Origin of the sequence: Streptomyces sp. NPDC091287 (assembly GCF_044768525.1) — a bacterium.
In the GTDB taxonomy this organism is placed as follows: Bacteria; Actinomycetota; Actinomycetes; order Streptomycetales; family Streptomycetaceae; genus Streptomyces.
In genome coordinates this window covers 9,165-35,150 of the sequence record NZ_JBIVUV010000030.1, presented here as the reverse complement: position 1 = coordinate 35,150, position 25,986 = coordinate 9,165, and the positions used below count along the sequence as shown (strand labels likewise).

At 70.4% G+C, this 25,986-nt stretch carries 15 protein-coding genes and 1 pseudogene; 5 read left to right on the top strand and 11 right to left on the bottom strand.

Features of this window, described 5'->3' with window-relative positions; all coding sequences use genetic code 11:
* Positions 1 to 7 precede the first annotated feature (7 nt).
* Together ACIQRW_RS36045 and ACIQRW_RS36040 are read right to left on the bottom strand one after the other, a co-directional pair.
* Positions 8 to 583, bottom strand: coding sequence for a hypothetical protein (locus ACIQRW_RS36045; RefSeq protein WP_403768949.1), 576 nt, complete (start codon positions 581 to 583; stop codon positions 8 to 10).
* Positions 580 to 834 carry an LLM class flavin-dependent oxidoreductase gene (locus tag ACIQRW_RS36040; RefSeq protein WP_403768946.1) on the bottom strand — a complete coding sequence of 85 codons (255 nt, stop codon included), beginning with the start codon at positions 832 to 834 and terminating at the stop codon, positions 580 to 582. Before ACIQRW_RS36040 ends, ACIQRW_RS36045 begins: the two co-directional genes overlap by 4 nt.
* A 462-nt stretch (positions 835 to 1,296) precedes the next feature.
* Between ACIQRW_RS36040 and ACIQRW_RS36035 the strand changes: the two genes are divergently transcribed.
* On the top strand, positions 1,297 to 2,445 hold the full coding sequence (locus tag ACIQRW_RS36035) for a DUF475 domain-containing protein (RefSeq protein ID WP_403768943.1): 1,149 nt from the start codon (positions 1,297 to 1,299) through the stop codon (positions 2,443 to 2,445).
* Between the two features lie 25 nt (positions 2,446 to 2,470).
* On the opposite strand, the pseudogene ACIQRW_RS36030 reads toward ACIQRW_RS36035, so the two are convergent.
* Positions 2,471 to 3,345: pseudogene (locus tag ACIQRW_RS36030) on the bottom strand (aldo/keto reductase).
* Positions 3,346 to 3,697: 352 nt separating this feature from the next.
* On the opposite strand from ACIQRW_RS36030, the gene ACIQRW_RS36025 reads away from it, so the two are divergent.
* Complete coding sequence (locus ACIQRW_RS36025; protein WP_403768940.1) at positions 3,698 to 5,476, top strand: acyl-CoA dehydrogenase; 1,779 nt, start codon at positions 3,698 to 3,700, stop codon at positions 5,474 to 5,476.
* A gap of 135 nt (positions 5,477 to 5,611) precedes the next feature.
* Here ACIQRW_RS36025 and ACIQRW_RS36020 read toward each other — a convergent pair whose 3' ends face one another.
* The 8 genes from ACIQRW_RS36020 to ACIQRW_RS35985 form a co-directional block, all read right to left on the bottom strand.
* Positions 5,612 to 5,896 (bottom strand): hypothetical protein, encoded by a 285-nt coding sequence (locus tag ACIQRW_RS36020; RefSeq protein WP_403768937.1) that lies wholly within the window; start codon positions 5,894 to 5,896, stop codon positions 5,612 to 5,614.
* Between the two features lie 202 nt (positions 5,897 to 6,098).
* Positions 6,099 to 6,608: an SRPBCC family protein gene (locus ACIQRW_RS36015; RefSeq protein ID WP_403768934.1), complete on the bottom strand. Its 510-nt coding sequence runs from the start codon at positions 6,606 to 6,608 to the stop codon at positions 6,099 to 6,101.
* Entirely contained in the window at positions 6,605 to 6,982 is a 378-nt protein-coding gene (locus ACIQRW_RS36010) for an ArsR/SmtB family transcription factor (RefSeq protein WP_403768931.1), read from the bottom strand. The genes ACIQRW_RS36015 and ACIQRW_RS36010 overlap by 4 nt, the downstream gene beginning before the upstream one ends.
* A gap of 113 nt (positions 6,983 to 7,095) precedes the next feature.
* Positions 7,096 to 7,380 (bottom strand): DUF3253 domain-containing protein, encoded by a 285-nt coding sequence (locus tag ACIQRW_RS36005; protein ID WP_403768929.1) that lies wholly within the window; start codon positions 7,378 to 7,380, stop codon positions 7,096 to 7,098.
* 225 nt (positions 7,381 to 7,605) lie between these two features.
* Positions 7,606 to 7,899: a hypothetical protein gene (locus ACIQRW_RS36000; RefSeq protein WP_403768926.1), complete on the bottom strand. Its 294-nt coding sequence runs from the start codon at positions 7,897 to 7,899 to the stop codon at positions 7,606 to 7,608.
* Positions 7,900 to 8,210: 311 nt separating this feature from the next.
* The gene (locus ACIQRW_RS35995) at positions 8,211 to 9,653 is read right to left on the bottom strand and encodes an aminopeptidase P family protein (protein ID WP_403768923.1); all 1,443 of its coding nucleotides are present in this window, start codon (positions 9,651 to 9,653) and stop codon (positions 8,211 to 8,213) included.
* Between the two features lie 87 nt (positions 9,654 to 9,740).
* Complete coding sequence (locus ACIQRW_RS35990; protein WP_403768920.1) at positions 9,741 to 11,204, bottom strand: aminopeptidase P family protein; 1,464 nt, start codon at positions 11,202 to 11,204, stop codon at positions 9,741 to 9,743.
* Between the two features lie 475 nt (positions 11,205 to 11,679).
* A complete protein-coding gene (locus tag ACIQRW_RS35985) occupies positions 11,680 to 11,925 on the bottom strand; it encodes a response regulator transcription factor (protein ID WP_403768917.1) in 246 nt (81 codons plus the stop codon).
* Here ACIQRW_RS35985 and ACIQRW_RS35980 point away from each other — a divergent pair.
* The 3 genes from ACIQRW_RS35980 to ACIQRW_RS35970 all read left to right on the top strand — a co-directional run bounded on the left by ACIQRW_RS35980 (position 11,901) and on the right by ACIQRW_RS35970 (position 25,249).
* The gene (locus ACIQRW_RS35980; protein ID WP_403768914.1) at positions 11,901 to 12,785 is read left to right on the top strand and encodes a transposase; all 885 of its coding nucleotides are present in this window, start codon (positions 11,901 to 11,903) and stop codon (positions 12,783 to 12,785) included. The two genes, ACIQRW_RS35985 and ACIQRW_RS35980, sit on opposite strands and share 25 nt — an antisense overlap.
* Positions 12,786 to 13,263: 478 nt before the next feature.
* On the top strand, positions 13,264 to 14,568 hold the full coding sequence (locus ACIQRW_RS35975) for an MFS transporter (protein WP_403769052.1): 1,305 nt from the start codon (positions 13,264 to 13,266) through the stop codon (positions 14,566 to 14,568).
* Positions 14,528 to 25,249 (top strand): amino acid adenylation domain-containing protein, encoded by a 10,722-nt coding sequence (locus ACIQRW_RS35970; protein WP_403768911.1) that lies wholly within the window; start codon positions 14,528 to 14,530, stop codon positions 25,247 to 25,249. The genes ACIQRW_RS35975 and ACIQRW_RS35970 overlap by 41 nt, the downstream gene beginning before the upstream one ends.
* The last annotated feature ends 737 nt before the right edge of the window (positions 25,250 to 25,986 follow it).

Genomic DNA, 25,986 nt, shown 5'->3' with positions numbered 1-25,986 from the left:
GCGCGGTTCAGCGAAGCGTGGCGATGACCGGCGCGAAATTCTCCATGGTGTATTCCATGACGGTGAAGTAGGTGAAGCCGTAGCGTTCACGGCGTTCCTTGATTTGCTGCGCCATGTCCGCGGGGCTTCCGACCAGGACGCTGGGCGCCTCTTCGGGGCGGTCCTCGGCGTCGGGCGGCTGCGGTGCGAACCTGTCGGGCACCGAAGCGCCGTCGGAGGGCGGAATCACCTGCTGCACCAGGAGATTGAGCTCCACGGAGTCGGCGCGGTCACCGAGCAGGTCGCGCACATAGGCAATGCGTTCTTCCATCTGCGCGGCTCCGGCCAGATGGAGCGCATCGCCCGTGGCGTTGGCCCAGCCACCGGGGAAGGCGATGATGTCGGCGTGCGTGGCGGCCACGCGCAGCAGCCGGTCGCCCCAGCCCGCGATGAGCAGGGGCGGGCCGGACGGTTGGGCCGGACGTGGCTGGTATGCGGGGTCGTCGAAGAGACGACGCAGCGTGGTGACCGTCCGCTCCAGCTGCTCGACCCGCTTGCCACCGCTGGGGAACGGAATTCCCGCGGTGTCGAACTCGGCCTTCACAAGCCGGCGTCGAGCCCGAGTTCCATCCGCCCGTCGATGAACCGGTCGGTACTCGCCACATCACGTGCGAGAAGAGCGGGGTTGTGGAACGGCGTGTTCAACACGAATGTGGTCAGCCGTATTCGCTCGGTCGCCTCGGCTGCGAGCACCATGGCCGGGAACGGTGCGGGGAATCCGAGGTGGTCGGCCACTCCGACTACGTCGAATCCGAGTTCCTCGGCCCTGCGGCACTTCGCGCGCCACTCGTGCATCGAGACGGGGACGAAACATGTTGACGCAGAAGCGTAAGGGGAGTTGGGAAGGCAGCATGCCTGTGTACCACACGTTGATTCTCCCGTCATCCCGTCGAGCGAAACGGGATGATCTCAATCATTCGCCCATCGAGGCCTTTTCGGCCAGGCCGTGGATACGCCGCGTGAACGTAAGTCCAAAAGCGTGGAAATGACGCCGTCTCACATCGGCTGAGCGCTCGGGCAGGCACGGGTCCGTGAAGATCATGGACCGGCGGAGAGTGGCTCGCAAGGGCGTCCCGCGCCCGATGCGTCTTCAAGTGGGCTGTGTGGGTGTGGTGTTGGTTTGTCGTCGGCGGTGGAGGTCCATGGGTTGGCCGGTACGTGTCAGGGTGCCGAGGTTTCGCTTTAGACTTCGGTCAGTGTTTGGTAAAGCCAGATACGGCCCGCGGGGGAGCCCCGCACAAAATGATGGGGTAGCCAGTGATTTTGAAGACGTTCGGCTGGTCGTTCGCGGTGACCGCGCTCGGCCTTGTCGTGGCGGTGCTGTACGGGGGGTGGGCGGCGTTCGGGATCGTGGCGATCCTGTCCATCCTCGAGATCTCGGTGTCCTTCGACAACGCCGTGGTCAACGCCGGGATCCTGAAGAAGATGAACGCCTTCTGGCAGAGGATCTTCCTCACCATCGGTGTGCTCATCGCCGTCTTCGGCATGAGGTTGGTCTTCCCCGTCGTGATCGTGGCGATCAGTGCCAAGGTCGGCCCCATCGAGGCCGTCGATCTCGCGATCAACGATGCCGAGCGCTACGAGCAGCTCGTCACCGACGCCCACCCGTCGATCGCGGCCTTCGGCGGTATGTTCCTGCTGATGATCTTCCTCGAGTTCATCTTCGAGGACCGTGACATCAAGTGGCTCGGCTGGCTGGAGCGCCCGCTGGCCAAGTTCGGCAAGATCGACATGGTGTCGGTCTGTATCGCCCTGATCATCCTGGCGATCAGTGCCATGACGTTCGCGACCCAGGCCCACCAGCACGGCGGGCTGCATGTCGACAAGGCGGCGACGGTCCTCCTCTCGGGCGTCTTCGGCCTCATCACGTACCTCGTCGTCGGCGGTCTCTCCGGCTACTTCGAGAACAAGCTGGAGGAGGAAGAGGAGCGCGAGCACGAGGCCGAGGAAGAGGCCAGGAGGAGCGGCAAGAACGTCCCGGTGGTCCTGATGGCCGGTAAGGCCGCGTTCTTCATGTTCCTCTACCTGGAGGTCCTGGACGCGTCCTTCTCCTTCGACGGCGTCATCGCCGCCTTCGCGATCACCAACGACATCGTCCTGATGTCGCTCGGCCTCGGAATCGGCGCCATGTACGTCCGTTCGCTGACGGTCTACCTGGTCCGCCAGGGCACCCTCGACGACTACGTCTACCTGGAGCACGGCGCGCACTACGCCATCGGCGCGCTGGCCGTGATCCTCATGATCTCCATCCGCTACCAGATCCCCGAGGTGGTCACCGGTCTCATCGGTGTCCTGCTGATCGCCGGGTCCTTCTGGTCCTCCGTCCGCCGCAACCGCAGGCTGGCGGCGGACGGAGGGGAGCAGACGGGTCCCCCCGAGAAGGCCGAGGTCCCCTCCGGCGTCTGAGCCGGCGCGGACCGCGGTTCGGCCCTCAGCCGGCGGTGGTGAGGGCTTCGAACGCCTCGTCGTCGAGTCGCACCAGTGCGGCGTCGACGTTCTCCTCCAGGTGGGTGGTACTGGACGTGCCCGGTATCGGGAGCATCACCGGGGAGCGGCGCAACAGCCAGGCGAGGGCGAGCTGCGCAGGGCTCGCGTCGTGCACCCGGGACGCGGCGTCCAGTGGGCCGCCGGGGCGCGCGAGTTCGCCGGTGGCGATCGGGAACCAGGGGATGAAGGCGATGTTCTCGGACTCGGCGTAGTCGAGTACATCCTCGGCCGACCGGTTCGCGAGGTTGAAGAGGTTCTGCACGGAGACGATGTCCACGTGCGTGCGGGCCTCCTTGAGCTGCTCGACCGTCACCTCGGACAGTCCGAGGTGACGGATCTTGCCCTCCTGCTGCAGCTGGGCCGACGTGCCGAACTGCTCGGCCGACGGGACCTCGGGATCGATACGGTGCAGCTGGTACAGGTCGATGCGTTCGAGTCCGAGGTGCCGCAGGCTCAGCTCCAGCCGCTCGCGCAGAAACTCGGGCCGGCCGTTGGGCCGCCAGTCGTCCGGACCCGGACGTGCCACCCCGCGCCCTTGGTGGCGATGACGAGGCCATCGGCGTAGGGGTGCAGAGCCTTGCGTATCAGCTGCTCGTTGACGCACGGGCCGTAGGCGTCCGCCGTGTCGATGAAGGTGACGACCAGCTCGACCGCTCGGCGTAAGACCCGGACGGCCTCGTCCGGATCGCGGGGTTCGCCCCGGACGCCTGGGCCGGTCAGTCGCATGGCCCCGTAACCGAGACGGTTCACGGGAAGGTCGCCGCCCAGGGCGAAGACGCCGGATGCGTCGGCCGGACGTGTGGTGGACTGCGTGCCCACGATGATCCTCGAAGTCGCCTACCGAAAGGGACACTGGTCGCAGGGGCCCACAGGTAGGCGGGTTCCCCAGCAACCTCACCGAGCATGCCCCATCACCCGGGCATCGGGTAGAGGGCGGATTTGGGTCGTGAGCACGCCCGTTGCGGCATAAGCCCGGCCCGTTCGGCCGCCGGCTGCCAGTGACTGTGTGGTGAGCCGGAGCGGCCCCGTTCGCGCCCTGACCATGATCACGCCCGGCCGCCGAGCAGGTGGAAGTGAGCGGCGGAGCGGGCGCCTACCGTGTTTTCGCCCATCGCAATCGTGTTGATCCTCACTCTGTCACTCTTGATCAATCAGGCTAGTTTTCTCGGGTGTGACTGTCTCTCAGATTCCGGATTCCGCATCCGTCTCCGCCGCGCTCGCCGATGTCCTGTTCGCTGGTCAGCTGTCCACAACGCACGATCGATGGAGGCACCTCTTCAGCTCCGCCCCGTTCCGTTTCCAGGAGGGGCTGACTCACCGAGAACGCATAGACCTGAGCTACGACCGGCTCCGGCTGGTCAACGAGGCCGTAGAGGCTCCGCAGGTCCTCGCGAGCGATCCGGTCGAACTCACCGCCATCCACGAGTGGGCCGGTGCGGTGGACCCCGGCATGGCCACCATCGTCGCCATCCACTACAACCTCTTCTTCGGCAGCCTCGTCGACCACGACCCGGCCGGACGCGACCTGAGCGAGTACATCCGCGCGGACCGCATAGGGACGTTTCTCTGCACCGAGATTGCCCATGGCAATGACGCCGTGCATATGGAGACCACGGCGACGTTCGACCGGGCGACGGCCGGGTTCGTGCTGAACACCCCCACGCCCACCGCGGCGAAGTTCATGCCCAACACCAGCCCGGCCGGAGGGGCGAAGGGGGCCGTCGTCGCGGCCCGCCTGATCGTCGGCGGGACCGACCACGGGGTCTTTCTTTTCCTGACGCCGCTCAGCGACAGCGACGGCAGCCCGTTGTCGGGTGTGGAGGTGCGGCCGCTGCCCCAGACGGCCAGCAGCCCCGTCGACCACTGCGCCACGACGTTCCACCATGTCCGCCTCCCGTTCAGCGCTCTCCTCCAGGGCAAGCACGGCCACCTCACCCCGGACGGCGAGTTCACCAGCGCGCTCGGAAGCCCCCGCCGGCGGTTCCTCCAGTCCATCGGACGGGTCACGATGGGCAAGCTCTGCATGACCGCCCACAGCCTCGGCGTCATGCGGCACGCTCTCGACGTCGCCATGCGCTACGCCCACACCCGGGTCACCTCGGGCATGACGAACGGGCAGCGGGTGCCGCTGATCGCCCACCGCGGCCACCACACGCCCCTGCTCGACGCCGCGGCGACGACCTACGCCGCCACGCTGCTCCAGCGGTCGGTCGTGCGGCAGTGGGACCGGGCCACTGGTGAGGAACGCGAGGCGTACGAGCGACTGACGGCGATCAGCAAGGCATGGATCACCTGGCGGGCCCGCGCGGTCATGACCGAGTGCCGCGAGCGGTGCGGCGCCCAGGGTCTGATCCAGGCGAACGGCATCGCGTTACAGCTCGCCTCCATCGAGGGCACGATCACGGCCGAGGGCGACAACAAGGTCATCATGGAGAAGGCCGGGGGCGAGATGCTGCTCGGCGGCGTCGACCTCAAGCCGGAGAGCGAGCTCGCGCCCGAGTACCGGGAGCTGACCGACCCCGAGTTCCTCCAGGACCTCCTGGCCGACATCGAGCGCATCTCCCACGGCCGTGCGAAAGCCCGGCTCCGGCAGCGCGCCGCGTCGCCGCTCGCCCGCTGGAACGCGACCGTGACGCCCGCCGTGGCGCTGGCCGACGCCCACGTCCACCGGCTCGCCGGCGAGTCCCTGCTGACCGCCGCCAGCCAGGTCCCCTCCGGGCTGCCGGAGGACCTGCTGCGCGGGCTGCATGCCCTGTTCGCCCTGCGCCGGGTCGCCGCGCACAGCGGAGATCTGCTGGCACGGGGCCGGGTGACGGCCCATCAGGTCGAACACCTGCCTGACGCGGTCGACGCGGTCCTCGGCTTCCTGGAGCCACACGCGCTGACCCTCACCCGCGCTTTCGGCGTGTCCGATGCGCTGCTGGAGACACACCCCATGCTCAGCGCCTGACCAGCATCACGGGGAAACAGGCCCCGGCCGCCGGACGGGGGCGGCGGCCGGAGTGACGGGTCAGAGGTACGGGGACCCGTGCATCCTGTACTTGGCGATGAACGGCCCGGGGAGCGCGAGTGCTGCGCCTCGACGTCAGTTGAGCGCGACGGGAGGTGGTGTGCCGTAGAAGGTGAGAGGCGGCCAGCCCTTCGACTGAGCCAGTGCTGACAACGCCTCGGCCACCTCGAGGGGCGTGATGTCCTGGGCTGAAGGGTAGCCGTTCGGCTTGTCGACGCGGAGCTTGAAGCTCATGTCCATCATCAGGTCGCTCTCGGACATGCGCACGTCGGCCCGGAACTCGGTGCCTTCCATGAACTGGGCTGTTGATGTGGCCGGGTCCGCTTCCGTGGCGTCGGCCGCCGAGGCGGACGCGAACACGGCTCCTGCTGCGGCCGTCCCTGAGTACCCCAGCAACTTGCGTCTCGATATATCCGACATGAACCCCTCCTTCTGTCGACGTCCCGGGCATCCCGGGTCTGGAGTCGATCCTATGAACGAGAGGCTCGTCGCGAAGGGGTCTTCTCCGTTTCGGGAGAGGCTGCTTGTCACCCCACTGCCGAGGTACTCGGCGTCGTCGGGTTCAGCTGAACATGTCGAGGTAGTGCTGTTCGTGGGCCGGGTGGTAGTCGCCGAAGTCGACGGATGCCGGGTCGCCGCCGGACTCGGCGACGACGAGCCGGTCGAGGTAGTAGTCCCATCCGGGGCCGACTCCGCCCGCCATCGCTGGGTCGTCGCCGACGGACTGGGTGAAGGTGAGCGTGGTGGTGCCCTCGTGCTCGACGAGCGTGAGAGTCATGTGCCAGATGAGTTCCTGTCCGGGAACCTGGGACTTGAGGACGAGGCGGTGGGGGGCCTGGCACTCCTGGATGGTGAGGAGCTCGGCCTGGTGCTCGTCGCCCTCGTAGAGCATCCGGAAGTCGACCGAGCCGGTCGACGGGTCGCCGGTCCATTCGCCGATCCATCGGGCCAGCCGGTCCGGCTCGGTGACTGCCGCCCAGACGTCCCTGATGCCGGCCCTGAAGGTGCGGTCGAAGGCGATGCTGTCCAGGCCGTCGATGGTCACGCGACGCCCGGTGGGGGTGCTGGTCATGCGGATTCCTCCTGAGAACTTGCGGTGCCTCGAGCGGCGTCGGTGCCGGCCCGGCGGTCGTGGACGGTTCTGCGGACCTCCAGGTCGAGGGCGTCGAAGGCGCTTTCGGGGATCGGGGGGCGTCGCCCGGCGAGCTCGTCGAGCAGAGCGCGGACCGGGGCGAGGCCTGCGGGCGCGAGTGCGTAGTGGCGCTCGCGACCGTGGTCCTCGACGGTGGCCAGCCCTGCCTCGGTGAGCAGTCGCAGATGTTTGCTCACCGCGGGTCGGCTGATCGGGTGCCGCGCCGCGAGGTCGACCACTCGGGCCGGGCCGGAGGCAAGGGCGCGCAGCAGGTCACGGCGTATGGGGTCGGCCAGGGCGATGAACGGGTCCACCCCTCATTGGTAACCCATGGGTTACCAATTGGGCAAGCCCTCGGCCCGCCCTGGTAGGCACAGCCGTCGCTCATGATCGCAGTCCATGGGCCCTCGTCGTCGAGAACCAGGCGTTACCGAGGGGGGCGGCGGACGCGCCGGATACGGATCGGGCCACGGGCTTCGGCCGGCCCGACAGGGCGGCCGCCTTGCACGATCTCCACCTGGCCTGCTTCGGCCAGCCGCCGAGCAGCGCGACGGGCTGGTTCCATCAGGGAACGCCAACCGTCATCGTCGCCCTGGTACACCCTGCGCGCGGCTTCGGAGGGGCAGATGGTGGCGGACGGGCTGCGGCGCTCTAGAAGGTCGCGGATCGCCTGCTCCAACCGCGTGTCGATCTGCTGCTCGTTTCCGGTCACATCGCCAGGATGACATCGGCGATGGACATGCGAACCCGGGCAGATGCTGCGCGCCCTCGCTTGGGGTGGGGTGCGGCGGGTACGGGCGAGTCGGATACGGCAGGCGCGGCGGGCGCGGGCATGACGGGTAAGTGGCTCACGATGCGGGCGGGGCCGAGTGCGAGCAGCTGGCCGCGCTCCGGGTGGAGTGGGTGGTGGCCGCGTGAACGGTCACGGTGCAGGGGGTCAGGCTGCGGCGCGGCGGGCACGAAGCAGACGCAGGCCCTTCACCGCATAGGCGAGGGTCAGGAGAGTGAGGCCGGTGAAGGAGAGCCAGAGCCAGGACTCCCCGACCGTCATGCTCAGCAGCAGGCCGGTGATGAGGAACAGGCTGGCGATACTGTCCAGCAGGTCCAGGCGGGCCTTGGTTCGGGCTGCGGGGTTGGGTCCGCGCAACCGTCGGATGCCGGGAACGAGAGCGAGGGCCTGCAGGAGCGCCGCGCCGAGTGCGGGCCAGAGAAGCCAGTCGGGTATGTCCACGATGCGCACTGTAGCCCTCCGGGGGGGAGCTGGTCACGGTCTTCAGGTGTGCTTCGCGTCGGGGCCCACCGCCGAGGACAGCCCACGGATCAGGCTTCTGTGGCGCGCCCGGAACGCGCCGTGCGGCGCAGTGGACGTGGACAGGCCGGTAGGACGCGGCGGCGGGCTGATGGCTGTGTCAGGCGTCGTCTCCGGGTCCAGAAGGCCGGGGCGCCACAACCCTGTTCGGAACCCGGTGGATCCGACCACCGCCACCGCGCCTGCCCCCCGCAGCTCTCCGGAGACCTGGTCGACCAGTGGGCGGCACGTCCTCACCGCGACGCGTGCATCCATGCCTCGACCGCGTCCGCGTCGCGTGGCAGGCCCGAAGACAGACACAGTGCGCCGTCGGCGGTGATGACGAAGTCGTCCTCGATCCGCACGCCGATGCCGCGCAGTTCCTCGGGGATCGTCAGGTCGTCGGGCTGGAAGTACAGCCCGGGCTCGACGGTGAGCACATGCCCCTCCTCCAGCACACCGCCCAGGTAGGTCTCGCTGCGGGCGGCGGCGCAGTCGTGGCAGTCGAGGCCGAGCATGTGGCCTGTACCACACACGGTGTACCGGCGGTAGAGGTCGGGCTCGTGCGGGATCGCCGCGCCACCGGGCCGCAGACCCCAGGCATCGAGTCCCTCGGCGATGACGCGCGTCGCGGCGTCGTGGAAAGCGCCGTACGGTGCACCCGGCCGCAGGGCGGCAATGCCCGCCGACTGGGCGGCGAACACCAGGTCGTAGACGCGGCGCTGCACATCCGTGAAGCGCCCGCCGACCGGCAGCGTCCGGGTGACGTCCCCGGTGTAGAACGAGTCGGCCTCGACGCCCGCGTCCAGCAGGAGCAGCTCACCCTCCCGCACCGGGCCGTCGTTGTGCATCCAGTGCAGCACACACGCGTGCGCGCCGGCCGCCGCGATGGTCTCGAATCCCAGGCCGTAACCCTCCAGCCGGGCCCGCCGGTTGAAGGTGCCCTCCACCCAGCGCTCCCCGCGTGCGAGGCGGGTGGCGTGCGGCAGTTCGCCGACGACGTCGTGGAAGCCGGCGACCGTGTGCCCCACGGCGGCGCGCAGCTGCTCGATCTCCCACGCGTCCTTGACCAGCCGTGACTCCGACAGGAAGGCGAGCAGCTCGGCGTCGGCCGGTGCGGAGGGCGGGATCAGAGCGTCGACGAGCGCGTCCTCGCCGCGCACCACCCGGGTCGGAACGCCGCCGCCAAGTGCCCGCTCCAGCCCTTCCCGGGCGACCGCCTCGACGCCGAGGGCTTCGGCGGTCTCCCGGAGCGTCCGGCGGCGGCCGACCCAGAACTCGCCGTGCTGCCGGTCACTGTAGAACTCCGCACCGGACGGACCGGCATCGCGCGGTGACCGGGGCCGGGCGAACAGGGTGACCTCGTGCCCGCTGCCGGTGGGCTCGAAGACGAGCACACTGTCCGGCACCGCCCCCGTCCCCTGCTCGGCCGTGAGGTGGATGTACGCGGAATGCGGCCGGAAGGCGTAGTCGAAGTCGTTGCTGCGAGCCTTGAGCCCGCCCGACGGGACGACGATCCGCTCCCCGGGGAACCGCTCGGACACCGCCGCACGCCGCTTGGCCGCGCACGCCGCTCCGGAGACAGGCGGAAGCGTCCTGCCCGTGTCCGCCCACCCCTGCCGAAAGACCTCCGCCACCGCCGCCGGTGCTCGACGATCGTGACTCCGTGCCCCGCGCGGGCCGTCCTGCCGTTCCATCGCATGCCTCCCCGTCCATAACGTTCCGTGGTGGTGCGTTCTCACCCAACACGGAGAACGCAACTGTTCGAGCCGCGGCGGCCGATGTCAGCCGCGAAGCCGGGCCATCCACGCCTCCACTTCGTCGGCCGCCCGGGGAAGGTCGGCCGAGAGGTTCTCGTTGCCCTCGTCGGTGACCAGGAAATCGTCCTCGATCCGCACGCCGATGCCGCGGAGCTCCTCGGGCACGGTCAGGTCGTCCGACTGGAAGTACAGGCCGGGCTCGACGGTGAGCACCATGTCGGCGTCCAGCGTCCCGTCCACGTACAGCTCGGTACGGGCCTTCGCGCAGTCGTGAACGTCCAGGCCGATCATGTGGCCCGTGCCGGCCAGCGTCCAGCGGCGGTACAGCCCGAGTTCGTACGCCTCGTCCACCGACCGCTCACCGAACAGGCCCCAGGAGGCGAGGTGTTCGGTCAGCACCCGCTGAGCGGCGTGGTGGAAGTCCCGGTACTTCGCCCCGGGCCTGACCGCGGCGATGCCGGCCGACTGTGCCTCGTACACCGCGTCGTACACCTTGCGCTGGACCGGCGTGAAACGGCCGTCGACCGGCAGAGTGCGGGTGACATCGGCCGTGTAGAGATTGCGGCTCTCCACTCCGGCGTCGATCAGCAGCAGTTCGCCCGGCCGGGTCTCGCCGTCGTTGCGGACCCAGTGCAGCGTCGTGGCGTGCGATCCCGCGGCGCAGACCGACGCGTAACCCACGTCGTTGCCCTCGATCCGCGCACGCATCCAGAACGTGCCCTCGATGGCCCGCTCCGCGGTCGGCGTGTCCGTACCGAGAACGCGCACCACGTCCTCAAAGCCACGCGCCGTCGCCTGGCAGGCGTGACGCAGGTCGGCGATCTCGAACTCGTCCTTGAGCAGGCGCATCTCGGACAGGGCGACGCGGAACTCGGTGTCGCGCTCGGCGGTCACCTTGTCGTCCAGGGCGGCGTCGACCCCGGCGTCGTAGTCGCGCAGCAGACGGATCGGGCCGGTGGCCACGGCGAGCCGATCGGTCAGCGTGCGGACATCACGGCAGGGCAGGCCCAGGAGCCGCTCGTTCTCGGTGAGGCTGTTGCGACGGCCGTCCCAGAGCTCACCGTGGTAGTCGCGCCAGAACTCCCCGCTCTCGCGGTCCGACCGGGGAAGCAGATAGGCGACCGCCCGGTGCTCGCCGTCCGCACCGGGTTCCAGGACCAGCACGGAGTCCTGGGACTGGTCACCCGTCAGGTAGACGTAGTCGGAGGACGGCCGGAACGGATAGTCCGTGTCGTTGGCCCGCACCTTCGGGTTGCCGGCCGGGACCACCAGCAGTTCACCGGGGAACAGTGCGGAGAGCGCCGCCCGACGCCGCGCGGTGTACACCGCCTGGGCGATGGGCTCCAGGTCGCGGCGCTCGGTGTCGGCCCAGCCCAGCCTCATGTTCTCGGCGAGCTCGGCACTCACATCCGCGTACAGGCCGTTCTTCCGTATCCTGTTCTCATCCGTCTCACCGGCCACGACGTCCTCCTGATGCGAATCCGTCACGCGTGTTCCTCTCCATCGCAGAAGTCGAAGTCGATGCCCTTCGGGGAACCGACCGGAGCATCTCCAGGAAGCGCGCCCGCTGCGGCAACGGCGTTTTCGGGCCCACGCCTTGAGTCGGAGCGGGGGCGTGCGGTGAGCGCGGTCGTCCGTGCCACTTCGGCACGGGGGCCCCGTACGGTCCGGGCAGTGCCGGCCCGGCGACCTCAACTCCGGTGGCAGTACGGCTCCTTGCCGTAGCCGCACTCTCGCAGCCCCCTCGGATCCGCACTTCATACACATGTATGGAATCTCGCGGGTGCCCTTGCGTCATTTGTCGCTGGGCGGGCCCGGTCGACCTCGTGTTCCTCGAGCGGTCGCCACCACCCGCGGGCCGGGCCACACGCGCAGCGGGTGAAGGACAGGACCCCGGACGCCGTGCTGGACAACGCCACACGGGCACGCGACAGCCCGGGCGGCACGCCTTGCGGGCGTGGTGTCAGCATCCGAGCAGCAAGCCGATCTCGGTGCGGGACGAGGCTCCCAGCTTCCGCACGGCACGAGCCATGTGGTGCTCGACCGTCCGGTGCGAGAGAAACAGTTCGTGCGCGATCTCACGGTTCGACCGGCCAGCGACGCCAGCCGGGCCACCGCCCTCTCCCGCGGCGAGAGGTGGTCGCCGTACCCCAACGCGCCCGGCCTGCGGACGGTGACTCGGCCGTGCTCCCGCAGCCCGCGCTGACACCGCAGCACATTCCAGACGGCATCGAGGTCCTGGTAGGCCCCGATCGCGTCGTGCACGACCGTGAGCCCTTCCTCCGCCCCGGCGGTCAGCAGGAGGAGCCCCCAGGTCTCCCGCACATAGGCGGCTTCATAGGGCCGCTCCAGCAGCGTCCAGGCGTCCGCGGCGGCCGCGTACAGTGCGACGGGCTCACCGCTACCGACGGCCTGCGGGCCGTCCGAAGCGGTGAGCAGTGCCCGGCAGGTGAGCAGAGCGGCCCGGGCGGCCGGGGCGTCCCGGTCGGCGATGCCTTCGGCCAGCTCCCCGACGAGGCGGTGTGCCTCGTCGGGGCTGTCGTCCAGGATCAGAGCCTCGACGGCAGGTGGCGCGAGGGCGGTCGCCCATATCCACGCGCCCGTACGGCGGATGTGGCGCAGCGCCCCCTCCACCGCCTGGACGGCCTGCGCGGGGCGGGCGGCCGCCAGATGGACACGGGCCACGGCAGCAGCGGCGGAGGTCAGCACGACGCCGGTGTTGCCGAGGCGCTGACAGCCGCCTGCCGGCAGCGTCGCCCCACCCACCCCGTGATCTTCCATTCGGACAGAGGCTGCCAATACACCAGCCAGCAATTCGCCGCCCTGGCAGCCCGGTTCGAGGTCCGGCTGTCGGTCGGCCGCACCGGCCAGTGCCGGGACAACGCGCTCGCCGAGTCGTTCTTCTCAGCCATCAAACGCGAACTGCTCGGCACCTCCGCCTGGGCCAGCCGGGCCGCAGCCCGCACCGCGATCTTCGACTTCATCGAAGGCTGGTACAACTCGCACCGACTGCACAGCAGCCTCGGCTACCTCAGCCCCGCCGAGTACGAGACCGCACTCGCAGCCTGACCACCACACCAATGGTGTCCGTCAAAGCGGAGCAAGCTCATCAGCTCACGCACCAGCGCGGACGCCGCCCCCACCTTCGCGCGCGGCGCGATCTCCGCCTCCAGCCCGCCACATCGCGCCCGGATCGAAGTCGCCACCGCTGACGCCGATCAGGTCCGACTGCTGACGCTACAACCGGAACACCCCGTCGACCATGCAGTACGCCTTGACTACCCGGCCCCGGCCCGCAACGCACTCTCGGCCCGTCGCACGACGTGCGGCATTGATCAGCTTCCACCGCATCAGCAGCGAGAACAGATATGCGTATGCAGCTTCACGGGCTCCGGGTTCGTATAGCGATGTCCCGCTTTTATCTGCGTCCTGGGGGCACAACCTCGGGCCCCCAGGGGCCTACACGATCCGCCGGACAAGCCTCAGAGTGCCTGGTAGGGTCACCGGCCAGGAACTGGTGATCGATTTCGGATGCGGCGGGGGCGTAGTGGAGGGTGTGGACCGGCAGTTCCGTGCCATCGTCGTTGCGCACGCGGTCTCCAGCTACGGCAACTACCTGAACCTGATCGCCTTGAGCCTGTTCTCCTTTGCGGTCACCGGTACCGCTTTCGGTGTGGGCATGCTGTTGGCGTTACGCCTGTTTTCCGGCTTCCTGGCAGGGCTCGTCGCCGGGGTGCTGTTGGCCAGGGCCTCCCGCCGACAGATGATGATCGGCACAGACATGGCCCAGGCCGCCGCCATGACCGTACTGGCACTTTGCACATCCAACACACCGACGTGGCTGCTCGGCTGCGCGGCCGTTGTCCTGGGTGCGGGGAACACCTTCTTCACCGTCGCGTTGCGCAGTGCGGTACCCGCGATGGTCGGTCAGGAGAGCCGCGCGCGGGCGAATGGGCTGCTGGTCACGGCGCGGTCGATAGCCACGGTGCTCGGCTTCGCTTCGGCGGCTGCGGTCATCGGATTCGGCGGTTTCGCCACCGCGTTCGCCGTCAATGCCGCGACCTTCGTGGTGTCCGCAGTCGCTCTGCTCGCGTTACGGCCGCGTACGGAGGGCGAGGACGGCTACGAACGCGCAGAGGAGGAAGGCGGACAAGGCTCCACGACTCAGCCGCAGGCGGTTCGCGGCTCACGTCCATGGCGCGGGATCGTCGGCGTGCCGGCCCTATTGCTCGGCATGATCCTGCTCCGAGGTGTCGATGCCTTGGCCTCTTCGTCGCACAATGTCGCTCTGCCCATAGTTGCGCACTTCAGGGCTCCGTCCGAACCGGCACTTTTCATGACCAGGTTCTGGGCCGCGTGGGCCGTGGGCACCATCGCCGCCCACTTGGTGCTCAGGCGGAGACAACGCAGCTCGGCGTGGGGCGATCGTGCCTTCGCAGTGGGTACGTTCGCGATGTCGCTCTCGTTCGTGGCGGCATTCACCGGTCTGGCCGCACCGGCGCTGATGCTGGCCGCCGCGGCGGCGGGGTTCGCGGACGGCTGGACCGAGATCGTCTACACCTCACGTCTGCAGGCGGCGCCCGACCGGCAGCGCAGCCGCCTGTTCGGGCTGTCCGCCACGGCGGAGACCGCCGGATTCGCGCTGGGCGCCGTGCTGGCCGCGGCGGCTCTCGAAGTGCTGCCTGCTCTCACGGTCGTCGGCGCCTTCCACGGTGCGGCGATGTGTGGGGCACTGGTTCTGCTGTTGTTCGCCGCCGGTCGCCCCCGCAGGGCTCGACTGTCGTCCACAAGTGGGGAAAAAGGGGACACGCATGGAACGCGTACGGGGACAGGCGCTCTGCCGGGGGCCTGAGCCGGAACACACCGACGGCGACCCGCGGAACGCGGTGGACGCGCTGCTGCGTGCCGCGCACTCGGCCACCGGCGCGACCGTCGTCACCGTCGCCCCCGACGGTTCCACCACCACCCGGTCGTACCCCGAACTGCTCTCACAGGCCCGCCGGATGCTCACCGGGCTGCGGGAGCACGGGCTGTGCACCGGTGACACGGTGGTGCTGTGCGGGCTGCCCCTCGCGGAGTTCTTCACCGCCTTCTGGGCCTGCCTGCTCGGCGGTGCCCGGCCCGTCGCCATCGCCGACCGTGCCACGCCGGGTTCCCCGGCGCTCGAACGCCTGCTCCACGCCTCTGCGACACTCGACCGGCCGCTGGTGGTCAGTGATGCGGCCGGGGCGGAGGACCTGGCTCACGCCGCTCCCGAGCTGCGGGTGGTGGTCGCGAGGGACTGCGCCGACGCGTCACCCGCGGACGACCGCATCGATCCGGCGGGCTCCGACGTCGCGTTGCTGATGCTGTCCTCCGGCAGTACCGGTGTGCCCAAAGCCGCCCGGCTCACCCACGCAGGCCTGGCGGACTTCGCCGCCAGCAGCAGGCGCATCCTGGACGTACGCCCGAACGACACCATGGTGAACTGGCTTCCGGTCGATCACAGCGGCGCGTTCCTGCTGTACCACCTGCTCGCGGTCTTCGTCGGATGCACCAATGTCCACGCGCCCACCGCGACGGTCCTGGCCGAGCCGCTGCGCTGGCTGGACCTCATCGAGGAGCACGGGGCGCAGCACAGCTGGGCGCCGACATTCGCGTACGGGCTCGTCGCGGACGCGCTCGCCGAGCGCCCGGAGGGCCACCGGGACCTCAGTGGCATCAAGTCGCTGCTGTGCGGGGGCGAACAGATTGTGCTTCCGGTGCTGCGCCGCTTCCTCGACGCCACCGCCGCGTCCGGGATCCGGGAGGGGCACATCGTACCGGTGTGGGGGATGGCCGAGACGGTCACGGCCGTCACCTACGGGCGGCTCGACCAGCCGGGTAGCGTGCACCGCCTGCTCAAGAGCAGCCTGGGCGGCGACCTGGTCCGGGCCGACGAGCAGACACCGGAGGACGACTGCGTCACCTTCGTCGCGGCCGGCTCGCCCGCGCACGGGGTCACCCTGCGTGTCGTGGACGACCGTGGCGAGCCCGGGCCCGCGGGCAGGATCGGCCGGCTCCAGGTGCACGCCCCGGCCCGTCTCATCCCCGGCTACGTGAACAACCCGGAGGCGGACGCCGCAGCCTTCCCCACCGGACCGGAGTGGCTGGACACCGGTGACCTGGCCTTCCTCGACGGCGGACAGGTCGTGATCACCGGTCGGCGCAAGGACATGATCATCCTCAACGGGCACAACGTCTACTGCCACGAGGTTGAGGAGGCCGTCACCGCGGTCGTCGGCGTCCGGCAGGGGGAAGTAGCTGCCTGTGGCATTCCGCACGCGGACAGCGGTACCGAAGAGCTGGCGGTGTTCTTCGTCAGCCACGGCGACGCCGACGAAGATGCGCGTATGGGACGCGAGGTGAGAGCGGTGCTGTTCGCCCGGCTCCGCCTCACTGCCACTCATGTCCTCTCTGTCCCACGAGATGAATTTCCGAGAACCCCCGCGGGAAAGGTGCGCCGCGCCGAGCTCCGCGACCGTCTGATCGACCGGAGCGCCGGGGACGCCCGGAGCGCCCGAAGTGTCTCTGTCTCCGCCGACATGACACAGACGGTCCAGGAGGAGATCGCCGCCTTACTGGGACGCCCGGTTGACGCGCGCGTGCCGTTCTACGAGCTCGGCCTGACCTCCCTGCTCCTCATACGCCTGCGGTCCCGCCTGGAGCAGCGGCTCGCCAAGACCATCGCTCAGACCGCGTTCTTCGAACATCCCACGGCCGGCGCGCTTGCCGCGCATCTGGCCGCTGCGCCCCGGGAAGAGACCGAGCCCGCCGCCACCGGCACCGCCCCGGTGGGTACCGCGGAACAGCGCATTGCTGTCGTCGGACTGTCGCTGCGCTTCCCGGGAGCGAACTCGACGGCCCAGTTCTGGGCCAACCTGCGCAACGGCGTGGACAGCGTCCGCGTCTTCGACGACGCGGAACTCGCGTCGGCCGGCCTGTCCCCGCGGCAGCGGCACGCCCCCGGCCTGGTGCCGGTCGGCGGCGTCCTCGACGATGTCGACGCCTTCGACGCGGACCACTTCGGCATGAGCCCCAAGGAGGCCAGGCTCACCCATCCCGCACACCGGCTGTTCCTGGAGTGCTGCCACGAGGCACTCGAGGACGGCGGCTACGCGGCGACCGAACCGGGCACGACGGTCGGCGTGTTCGCGGGAACGGGCATGAACCTCTACGACCACCAGCACCCGCCCACGACCGGTGTTCCGGACGACGACGCCGACCCCGCCACCGGGATGCAGGCCGCGATCGGACAGCAGCCGGACTTCCTCGCCTCCCGGGTCGCCTACCGGCTCGGGCTCACCGGCCCCGCCATCGGCGTCCAGACCGCCTGCTCCACCTCGCTGGTGGCCGTGCATCTCGCGGTCCAGGCCCTGCTGAGCGGCGACGCCGACCTGGCCCTGGCGGGAGCCGCGGCCGTGCACCTCCCCCAGGAGACCGGCTACCGCAGCCACCCGGGCTCCATCCTGTCTCCCACCGGACGCTGCCGCGCCTTCGACGCGGAGGCCGACGGCACCGTGGGCGGCAACGGAGTGGCCGTAGTTCTGCTCAAGAGGCTCGACCGCGCCCTCGCCGACGGTGACACCGTGCACGCGGTGATCCTGGGCTCCGCCGTCAACAACGACGGCGCGGGCAAAGTCGGATTCACTGCGCCGGGTGTCGCCGGGCAGGTCGAGGTTGTACGCCGGGCGCTGCGCAGGGCGGACGTCCCCGCCGACACGATCACCTACGTGGAGGCGCACGGGACGGGCACGCGACTCGGCGATCCGGTCGAACTTGAGGCACTCGGCAGGGCTCTCGGCGAGGGCACGCGGCGCACGGCCTTCTGCACCGTCGGATCGGTGAAGCCGAACATCGGCCACCTCGACAGCTGCGCGGGCATGGCCGGTCTGATCAAGACGGTCCTCATGCTGCGGCACCGCACCCTCGTGCCGACGCCGCACCTGACCCACGCCAACCCCGAACTCCGCCTCGAGGGCGGCCCACTGGTCCTGGCCACCGAACTGCGGCCATGGCCCGCCCAGGAGGGTGTGCGGCGCCGGGCTGGGGTCAGCGCGCTCGGTGTGGGCGGCACCAACGCCCATGTGGTGCTGGAGGAGGCCCCCGTACCGTACGGGAACCCGGCGGCCGCTGCCGAACTACCCGTACTGGTACCGGTGTCGGCCCGCGACGCACGCGCCCTGGGCGAACTCACCGACAGGCTCCGCGGCCGGCTGCGGCAGCGGCCGGAACTCGCGGCTGCGGACGTGGCCGCCACCATGGCACTCGGCAGAACGCACCACGCGGCACGGACCACGGCCGTCGGCCGGACGGCGGCGGACCTCGCCCGCGCGCTGGACGGCCAGCCGCAGGTACCGGCGCTCGGCCCGCTCGCCTTCGCGTTCTCCGGGCAGGGAAGCGCACGCCGGGGCATGGCGAACGGCATCTACGCCGCATGGCCGACGGCCCGGCGGACACTCGACCGGTGCGAGGAGGTCTACGCCGACGAGTTCGGCGGCTCCCTGCTCCGGCTCCTGCTCGACGAGTCCGGCGCCGAGGACGACGTCTGGCCCACCGAGACGGCACAGGCCGCCCTGTTCGCCCACCAATCGGCGCTCGTCGAAGTGTGGCGCGCCACTGGAGTCCGCCCCGCGCTGCTGATCGGCCACAGCGTGGGCGAGTACGCGGCCCTGTACGAGGGCGGCGCCGTGACACTCGACGACGGATTGCGGCTCACGGCGTGGCGCGGGCGGCTGATGCACGCGGCGTGCCCGCCGGGCGGGATGCTCGCGGTCGTCGCCGACCCGGCCCGCGCGCAGGCCGTCGCACAGGCGTCCGGGGCCGAACTGGCCGCGGTCAACGGCCCACGCGCCCAGGTGATCTCCGGGCCGACGCAGGCCATCGAGGAGGCGGCGCGGCTGCTCGACCGGGAGGGTGTGCGATGGCGGGCGCTGCCCGTCGACAAGGGGTTCCACTCGGCCTCGGTCGAACCTGCGCTGCGCGACTTCCGCGCCCACGCCGAACGAGTGGCGTACGCCCCGTTGCACACCCCCCTGGTGACCGCGCCTGACGGCCGACTTCGCCCGGCGGGCTGGACGCCCGACGCCGCGTACCTCTGCCGCCAGGCGCGGGAGCCGGTCCGCTTCGACCTGGCCATGGCCACCGCGGCGGGGGAGGGCTGCGAGGACTTCCTGGAGATCGGCGCCGGACACACCCTCACCGGCATGGGCCGGCATTGCCGGCCGGACAGTCGCTGGCTGAGCGGCCAGGGGCCGGGCACCGGCGCGGTCGACCAGCTGACTGGGCTCCTCACATCGCTGGGCTCGCTGTACTGCCGGGGAGCCGAACTGGACTGGCGTACGGTCAACGGCGTCGGGGGTAGGGTGCCCCTGCCCGGGCACCCCCTGCGGCGGCGCCCGGTGCCGTACCAGGCCGCGTCGCCGGCCCAGGCACCAGAGCCAGAGGGGGCCTCGCGGCGGCAACCGGACACTCTCCAGGAGCCCGGCGCACCGGACGACCTGCTCACCGAAGTACGGCAGCTGACCGCCGACCAGCTCGGCAGAGAGACAGCCGACGTCGCGCCCGACAGCTCGTTCTTCGACCTCGGCGCGGACTCGCTCTCCCTGATGGGACTGACGACGGAACTCCAGCAACGGTACGGAGTGCGCATCCCCATACGGGAGCTGTTCTCCTCGGCCGACACCCCACGCCGCCTGACCGAACGCCTGGCGCAGCTGCGCGGGGACGCGGCCGGCCCCGTGGAGCCGCACCGGGGCGAGGACCGGCAGCAGCCGCGCCCCGCCCCGGAGCCCGCGGCACCCGCCTCCGCGGCGGCACCACCACCGGGGCTCCACGAGCTGTTCGGCCGGCAGCTGGAACTGGCCGGACAGCTCATCGACCAGGTGACCGGTGTGATCTCCCGGCAACTCGACGTCCTCAAGCCCGCCACCACGTCTCCCCCTCCCATGCCGACGCCGGCCTCGGCACCGGCTCACCCGCGCGCTGAGGCCTCCCTTCCCATCCCGGCCGTCCCCGCGCCCCCTTCCGATCCGGCGTCCGCCACCGAGACCGACTTCAGCCTGTACTTCTTCGGCGACTACCCCCAGGACACCGAGCGTGACAAATACGCGCTCATCATGGAGGCCGCGACGTTCGCGGACGAGCACGACTTCCACGCCCTGTGGCTCCCGGAACGCCACTTCAACTCCTTCGGCGCCCTCTTCCCCAACCCCTCCGTGCTCGCCGCCGCGCTCGCCTCCCGGACCAGCCGCATCCGGCTCCACGCGGGGTCGGTCGTCCTCCCACTGCACCACCCCGTCCGCGTCGCCGAGGACTGGTCCGTGGTGGACAACATCTCCGGCGGACGAGCGGGCCTGTGTGTCGCGAGCGGCTGGCACGCCACCGACTTCGCGCTCGCGCCCCAGCACTTTGGCCGGCACCGCGAGGTGATGTACGAGCAGCTGGAGACCGTGCGGCATCTCTGGTCCGGGCAGCCTCTGCTGACGACCGCGGGAGACGGCGAACCCGTGGAGATACGCCTGCACCCGCGCCCCGTGCAGCGGCAGTTGCCCCTGTACGTCGCCGTGGTGGGCAACCCCGACAGTTACCGCCGCGCAGCCGCCGAGGGGCTGGGGGTGGTCACCAACCTGATGACGCAGACCGTCGAGCAGCTCGCGGAGAACATTGCGCTGTACCGGCGTACACGAGCCGAGCACGGACTCGATCCCGCCACGGGCCGGGTGGTCGTGCTGGTGCACACCTACCTCGGCGACGACGCGGCTCGCGCCCGCGCCGAGGCGTTCCGGCCGTTCGTTTCGTACCTGCGTTCCTCGCTGTCCCTCTTCGACCAGGTCACCAACAGCCTCGGCTTCACCGCCGACCTCGACAACACCCCTGAGGAGGACGTGGAGTTCCTGCTGGAGCGCGCCTACGCGCGCTACTGCGACTCCCGCGCCCTGATCGGTGACGAGCACGCGGCGGCTGAGATGGTGCGCCGCCTGGTGGACGCCGGAGCGAACGAAATCGCCTGTTTCGTGGACTTCGGCGTGCCGAAGGAGCAGGTTCTTGCCGCGCTGCCGGTGCTCGACCGGGTCCGCCGCCGGGCATCGCCAGGGGCAGGCAAGGAGGTGGCGGCGCTCGTCCCGAGGCGATCGCCGCTCTCACCCGCGCAACGCCGCATCTGGTTCCTGGAGCAGCTTCATCCCGGGACCTCCATGTACCACGAGCCCAAGGCGATCCGCCTGGACGGCCGGCTGAACGTGCCGGCGCTGCAGTGGGCACTGCAGCGGGTCGCCGACCGGCACCCGGTGCTGCGCACCGTCTTCCGCGACACCGAGGGAACCCCCTACCAGGAGACGCACGACCGGATGCGGATCGCGTGCCCGGTCGACGACCACACCGGGGCCACGGAGGAAGAGGCGCTGCGCGCCGCCCTCGACGACGAGGCGAACCGGAACCTCGACCTTCGCGACGGGCCGCTGATCATTGCCCGGCTGCTGCGCCTGTCGGAGGAGCGGCACCTGCTCTTCCTGCTGGTCCACCACATCGCCTTCGACTCCTCCTCCACAGCGGTGCTGGTCCGCGACCTCGCCGCCTTCTACCGTTCCTTCCCGCACGGCGACCCGCAGTTGCCGCCCCTGCCCGACACGCTCCCCGCTCGTCCGTCGGACACCGCCGGATCCCTCGACTTCTGGCGGCGTGAACTCGGCGGGGCACCGGAGCTGTCCCTGCCCATCGACCGGTCCCGTCCCCTGGTCAGATCCGGAGCAGGGGCCGCCCTGACACATGAACTCGACGCCGAACTCGTACAGGGCGTGAAGGCGTTCGCCGCCGCGCACCGGGCCACTTTGTTCATGGCGCTGACCAGCTCCGTCGCAGCGGTGCTCAGCCGGTTGAGCGGACAGCACGACGTGGTCGTCGGCACCGCCGTCGCCGCCCGGCCCACCGGCGCCGAACACGCCATCGGCGTGTTCCTCGACACCGTGCCCCTGCGCCTCGACCTCACGGGCGACCCGGACTTCCCGACGCTGCTGCACCGCGTGCGGGCCAGCAGCACAGCGGCGTACGAACACCGTGACGTCCCCTTCGACGAACTGGTCGGGGCGCTCAACCCACGACGCGACCCCGGACGGAACCCGCTCTTCCAGGTGATGGTCGAGTACGAGAACGAGAGCGAGGTGACCTTCGACCCGACCCGGCTGACGGCCACGCTGCTTGACGTGCCCAGCGCACGCGCCCCGTTCGACCTCAGCATCTACCTGACGCACCACCGCGACGGCGTGCGGTGCATGGTCGAATACGACACCGCCCTCTTCGACGAGCCGTTCGTACGCCGCCTGGTCCACTCCATGGAGCAGGTGCTACGCCGCGCGCTCGACGGCCCCGGCGCGCCGCTGTGCGAGCTGACCGCCGTGACCGACGCCGAGCGCACCCTCCTGGCGGGTCTGGGGCGTCTTGAGGAGCCGCCGCCCGCCGTCGACGGCACCCTGCACGGGCTGCTCGAGCAGCAGGCGCGGCGCACCCCCGACGCCGTCGCCCTGGTCGGCGACCGGGGGAGCGTGGGCTACCGGGAGCTGGACATGCGCGCGAACGCACTCGCCCGGCGTCTGCGCGAGCGGGGCGCCTCACGCGGTGAGCGCGTGGCGCTGCTGCTGTCTCGCGGACCGGAGCTGATCACTGCTCTGCTGGGCGTGCTCAAGAGCGGGGCCGCCTATCTGCCCCTCGACCCCTCCGTGCCCACCCCTCGGCTCGACACGATCCTCGACGACGGCGCGCCCCTGCTGCTGCTCACCTCCGAAGCCACTCTCGCCAGGCATCCGCAGCTCGCGACCGGGCTGCCCCGCCAGCTCGTGGACGACGTCGACGCCACCCTCGCGGAAGATCCCCCCACCGGTGGGGCAGGGCCCGAGGACCCGGCGTACTGCATCTACACCTCGGGCTCGACCGGCCTTCCCAAGGGCGTCGTCGTACCGCACCGCGGCCCGGTCAATCTCGTCCGCGGACACCTGGATCGGCACCCCGCACTGCGCACCCTGCAGTGGACCTCAGCCGCCTTCGACGTCAGCGTGCAGGAGATCTTCACCACGCTGGGATCCGGGGCGGCGCTCGTACTTATCGACGACGATGTCCGGCACGACCCCGTGGCCGTCACGGAGATGGCGCGCCGCCACGGAGTGCAGCGGATGTTCATGCCCAGCACCCCGCTGAGGTACCTGATCGAGACCGGGCCGGAACTGCCCGCCCTGAGGGAGCTGTTCTCGGCCGGCGAGGCACTGCGGCTGACCGACGCCTTCCGCCGCTTCCTCGCCGCGCACCCGCAGTGCGCGCTGTACAACCAGTACGGACCCACCGAGACGTCCGTCATCGTCACCTCCCACCGGGTCGACCCCGACGGTGAGGAGCTGCCGCCGATCGGCACGCCGATACCGGGAGCCCGGATCCTGCTGCTGGACGGCGCCGGGAGGAAGGTGCCTCCGGGAGCTGTCGGGGAGATCCACGTGGGCGGCACACCGGTCGCGCACGGCTACCACGCACGGCCCGCGGAGACGGCCGCGGCGTTCCTCCCCGACGCGGACTCGTCGTTGTCGTACCGGACGGGGGACCTCGGACGCTGGCGCACGGACGGCACGCTCCAGTACTGCGGCCGCATCGACGAGCAGGTCAAGATCCGGGGCCATCGCGTCGAACCCGCCGAGGTCCGAGGAGCGCTCAGCGCCCTCCCGGGGGTACGCGACGCCGCCGTGGTGTCACGCCGCGACCGGTACGGTGACTGGGAACTGGTCGCCTACGTCGTTCCCGCACTGCCGGCGGACGACCTCCGCGAGCTGCGCGCGGCGCTGGCCGCGCGGCTTCCCGACCACCTGGTGCCCCGTCACTGGGTGCGCCTGGACCGGCTCCCGGTGAACGCCTCGGGCAAACTGGACAGGGACCGGCTGCCCGAGCCCGGCTCTGGGACCGACGCCGATACCGGGCACCCCGACGCACAGCCCGCCACCCGGCTGATGAAGGCCCTGCACGCGCTGTGGTGCGACGAACTGGGCCTGTCCCAGGTGCCGGTGAGCCGGTCCTTCTTCGAACTCGGCGGTCACTCCCTGAGCGCGATGAGGCTGCTGAACCGCATGGCGGACGAGCTGGACGTCGAGCTGTCCATGGCCCGGTTCTTCCTCGACCCCACCATCCGGGGCGTCGCGGGATGCGGCGAACGTCCCGCGCTTGCCGAGCAGGTGGTGGACACCGTGCCGATGACCTCCACTCTCCGCAGGCTGTGGCACCGGCACCACGAGCGTGCCGACCCGGGCGTCTACAACGTCGCGCACCGCATCGACCTGCACGGTGACCTCGATCCCCGGAGTCTGGCGGGGGCCCTCGAGGACCTGGTGGGGCGCCATCACGCACTGCGCAGCAGGGCCGTACGGCGCGATGGGCGGTACGTCGTCGAGGTGCTGGCGGAGGTGCCCGTGGAACTCCCGGTCGATGACCTCACCGCTCACGCCGACGCCCCGGATGCCGTCGAGCGGTGGTGCACCGGCCATGCCTCCCGCGCGCTGGCAATGGACCGCGCGCCGCTGTTCCACTACCGGCTGGCGCGGCTCGGTCCTGCCCGCTGGGTCCTGGTGACCGTGTTCCACCATGCCGTCTGCGACGGCTGGTCCATGGGCGTCATCCGGCGTGAACTGCAGGAGCTCTACAACGCCCGGCGCCACGGCGCGAACCCGCCGGCCCCGCCCGCCGTACAGTTCACGGACTGCGCGCGTGCCGAACACCAGATGGGCGGCGAACGCCGGGCAGAGCTCGAGCGGTTCTGGCTCGCCGAACTCGACGGCGTACCACTGCGTCCGGCGCTGCCGTACGACCGGCCGCGCCCCGAAGCCCTGTCAGGCCGGGGCGAGCTGCACACCTGGGTCATCGACGGGCCGGCCCCCAGGCTGGTCGCGGAGACCGCCACGCGCCTGGGCACGACGCCGTACACCGTGCTGGCCGCCACCTTCGCCACCTGGCTGGGCGGACTGTGCGGCAGCCCGGCCGACGTGGTGCTGGCCGCGTCGAGCGCGAACCGCATGCGACGGGAGACTGCGGACGTGGTCGGGCTGCTGGGCGACGCGGTACTCCTGCGGGCCCGGCTCGGTGAGGCCACGACCTTCGCCGACCTCGTGACCCGGCTCGGGTCGACTCTCTTCGCCGTCCTCGACCACCAGGACCTCCCGGTGACCGACGTCGTCGAGCTGGTCGCGCCCGGTACCGGGGACTCCCTGTTCCCCACCGTGCTGTTCACCGTGGTCACCACGCCGCCACCCGCTCTGGACCTGGCGTCGGTGTCGGCCTCCGTACGGAGCCTCCCCACCTCGGGCGTGGCACGCAACGAGCTGTACGCCGTCCTGGTACCTGGGGAGGACGCCATCACCGTCACCTTCGAGTACTCCACGGATCTCTTCGCCCGTACGACCGTCGAGGGGTGGAGCAAAAGACTCACCGAGCTCCTGCACGAAGCCACGGAGGATCCTGAGCGCCCGCTGCAGAGCTTCCTCCCTTCCTAAGGCCACGTTCGCGGAGCAGATCGACGAACTGACGGTGCGCTACCAGCGCCGCACCCCGCAACTGCAGGCGATCGTTGAGGCGGTGGCGACGGCGCTGGCAGGGAAGGCCGGCTCGCGGCTGCTGCTTCATCTGCACCACGCCTTGAGTTGGGCAAGCCTGCTCACCTGTCTGTTCGCCGGAACCGACGTTGCGGGTGGTCGCCGTGGACGACTTTGCGCTGCGTCGTGGGCGCCCGCCCATCCCGGCATCGAGGTGGTCTGCCGGGACGGCTCGGCGGCCCATCGGCGCGATCAGTGCCGGTGTGCCTCAGGCCATTCAGACGAGCGACCGTTTGGGTAGGTCGGAGCGCCACAGGTCCAGTCACAGGTCCGCGACGATCGAGCCATCTTGCGCGTGCGGCAAAGGATCGAGGGACGCCAAGAGTCGGCGCTGCGGTCGTGTCATCCCTGCGCGTGGGGGCAAAGGCTGTTTGAGCCGGTTGGGAATGCCATTACCAACGTGTCGTTCTCACGGCCTGCGGGGCGGCTTGGCGGGGGGGCGTCGGCATCGAGTGAGGCGTCTGTCATGCAGGTGTTGACAAGATGGTCCGACGATGGAGCCAGAAGACCGCCGTCGACGAGGGGCATCGCCCAGGTCGGCAGGAAGATGACAACCGGCCGCAGGAGCAGCCCGGCGACGCGGGGACGCGTCGGGGGGCGCAGCACAGCGGGACGCGTCCCCACCGGCGCTCCTCGTG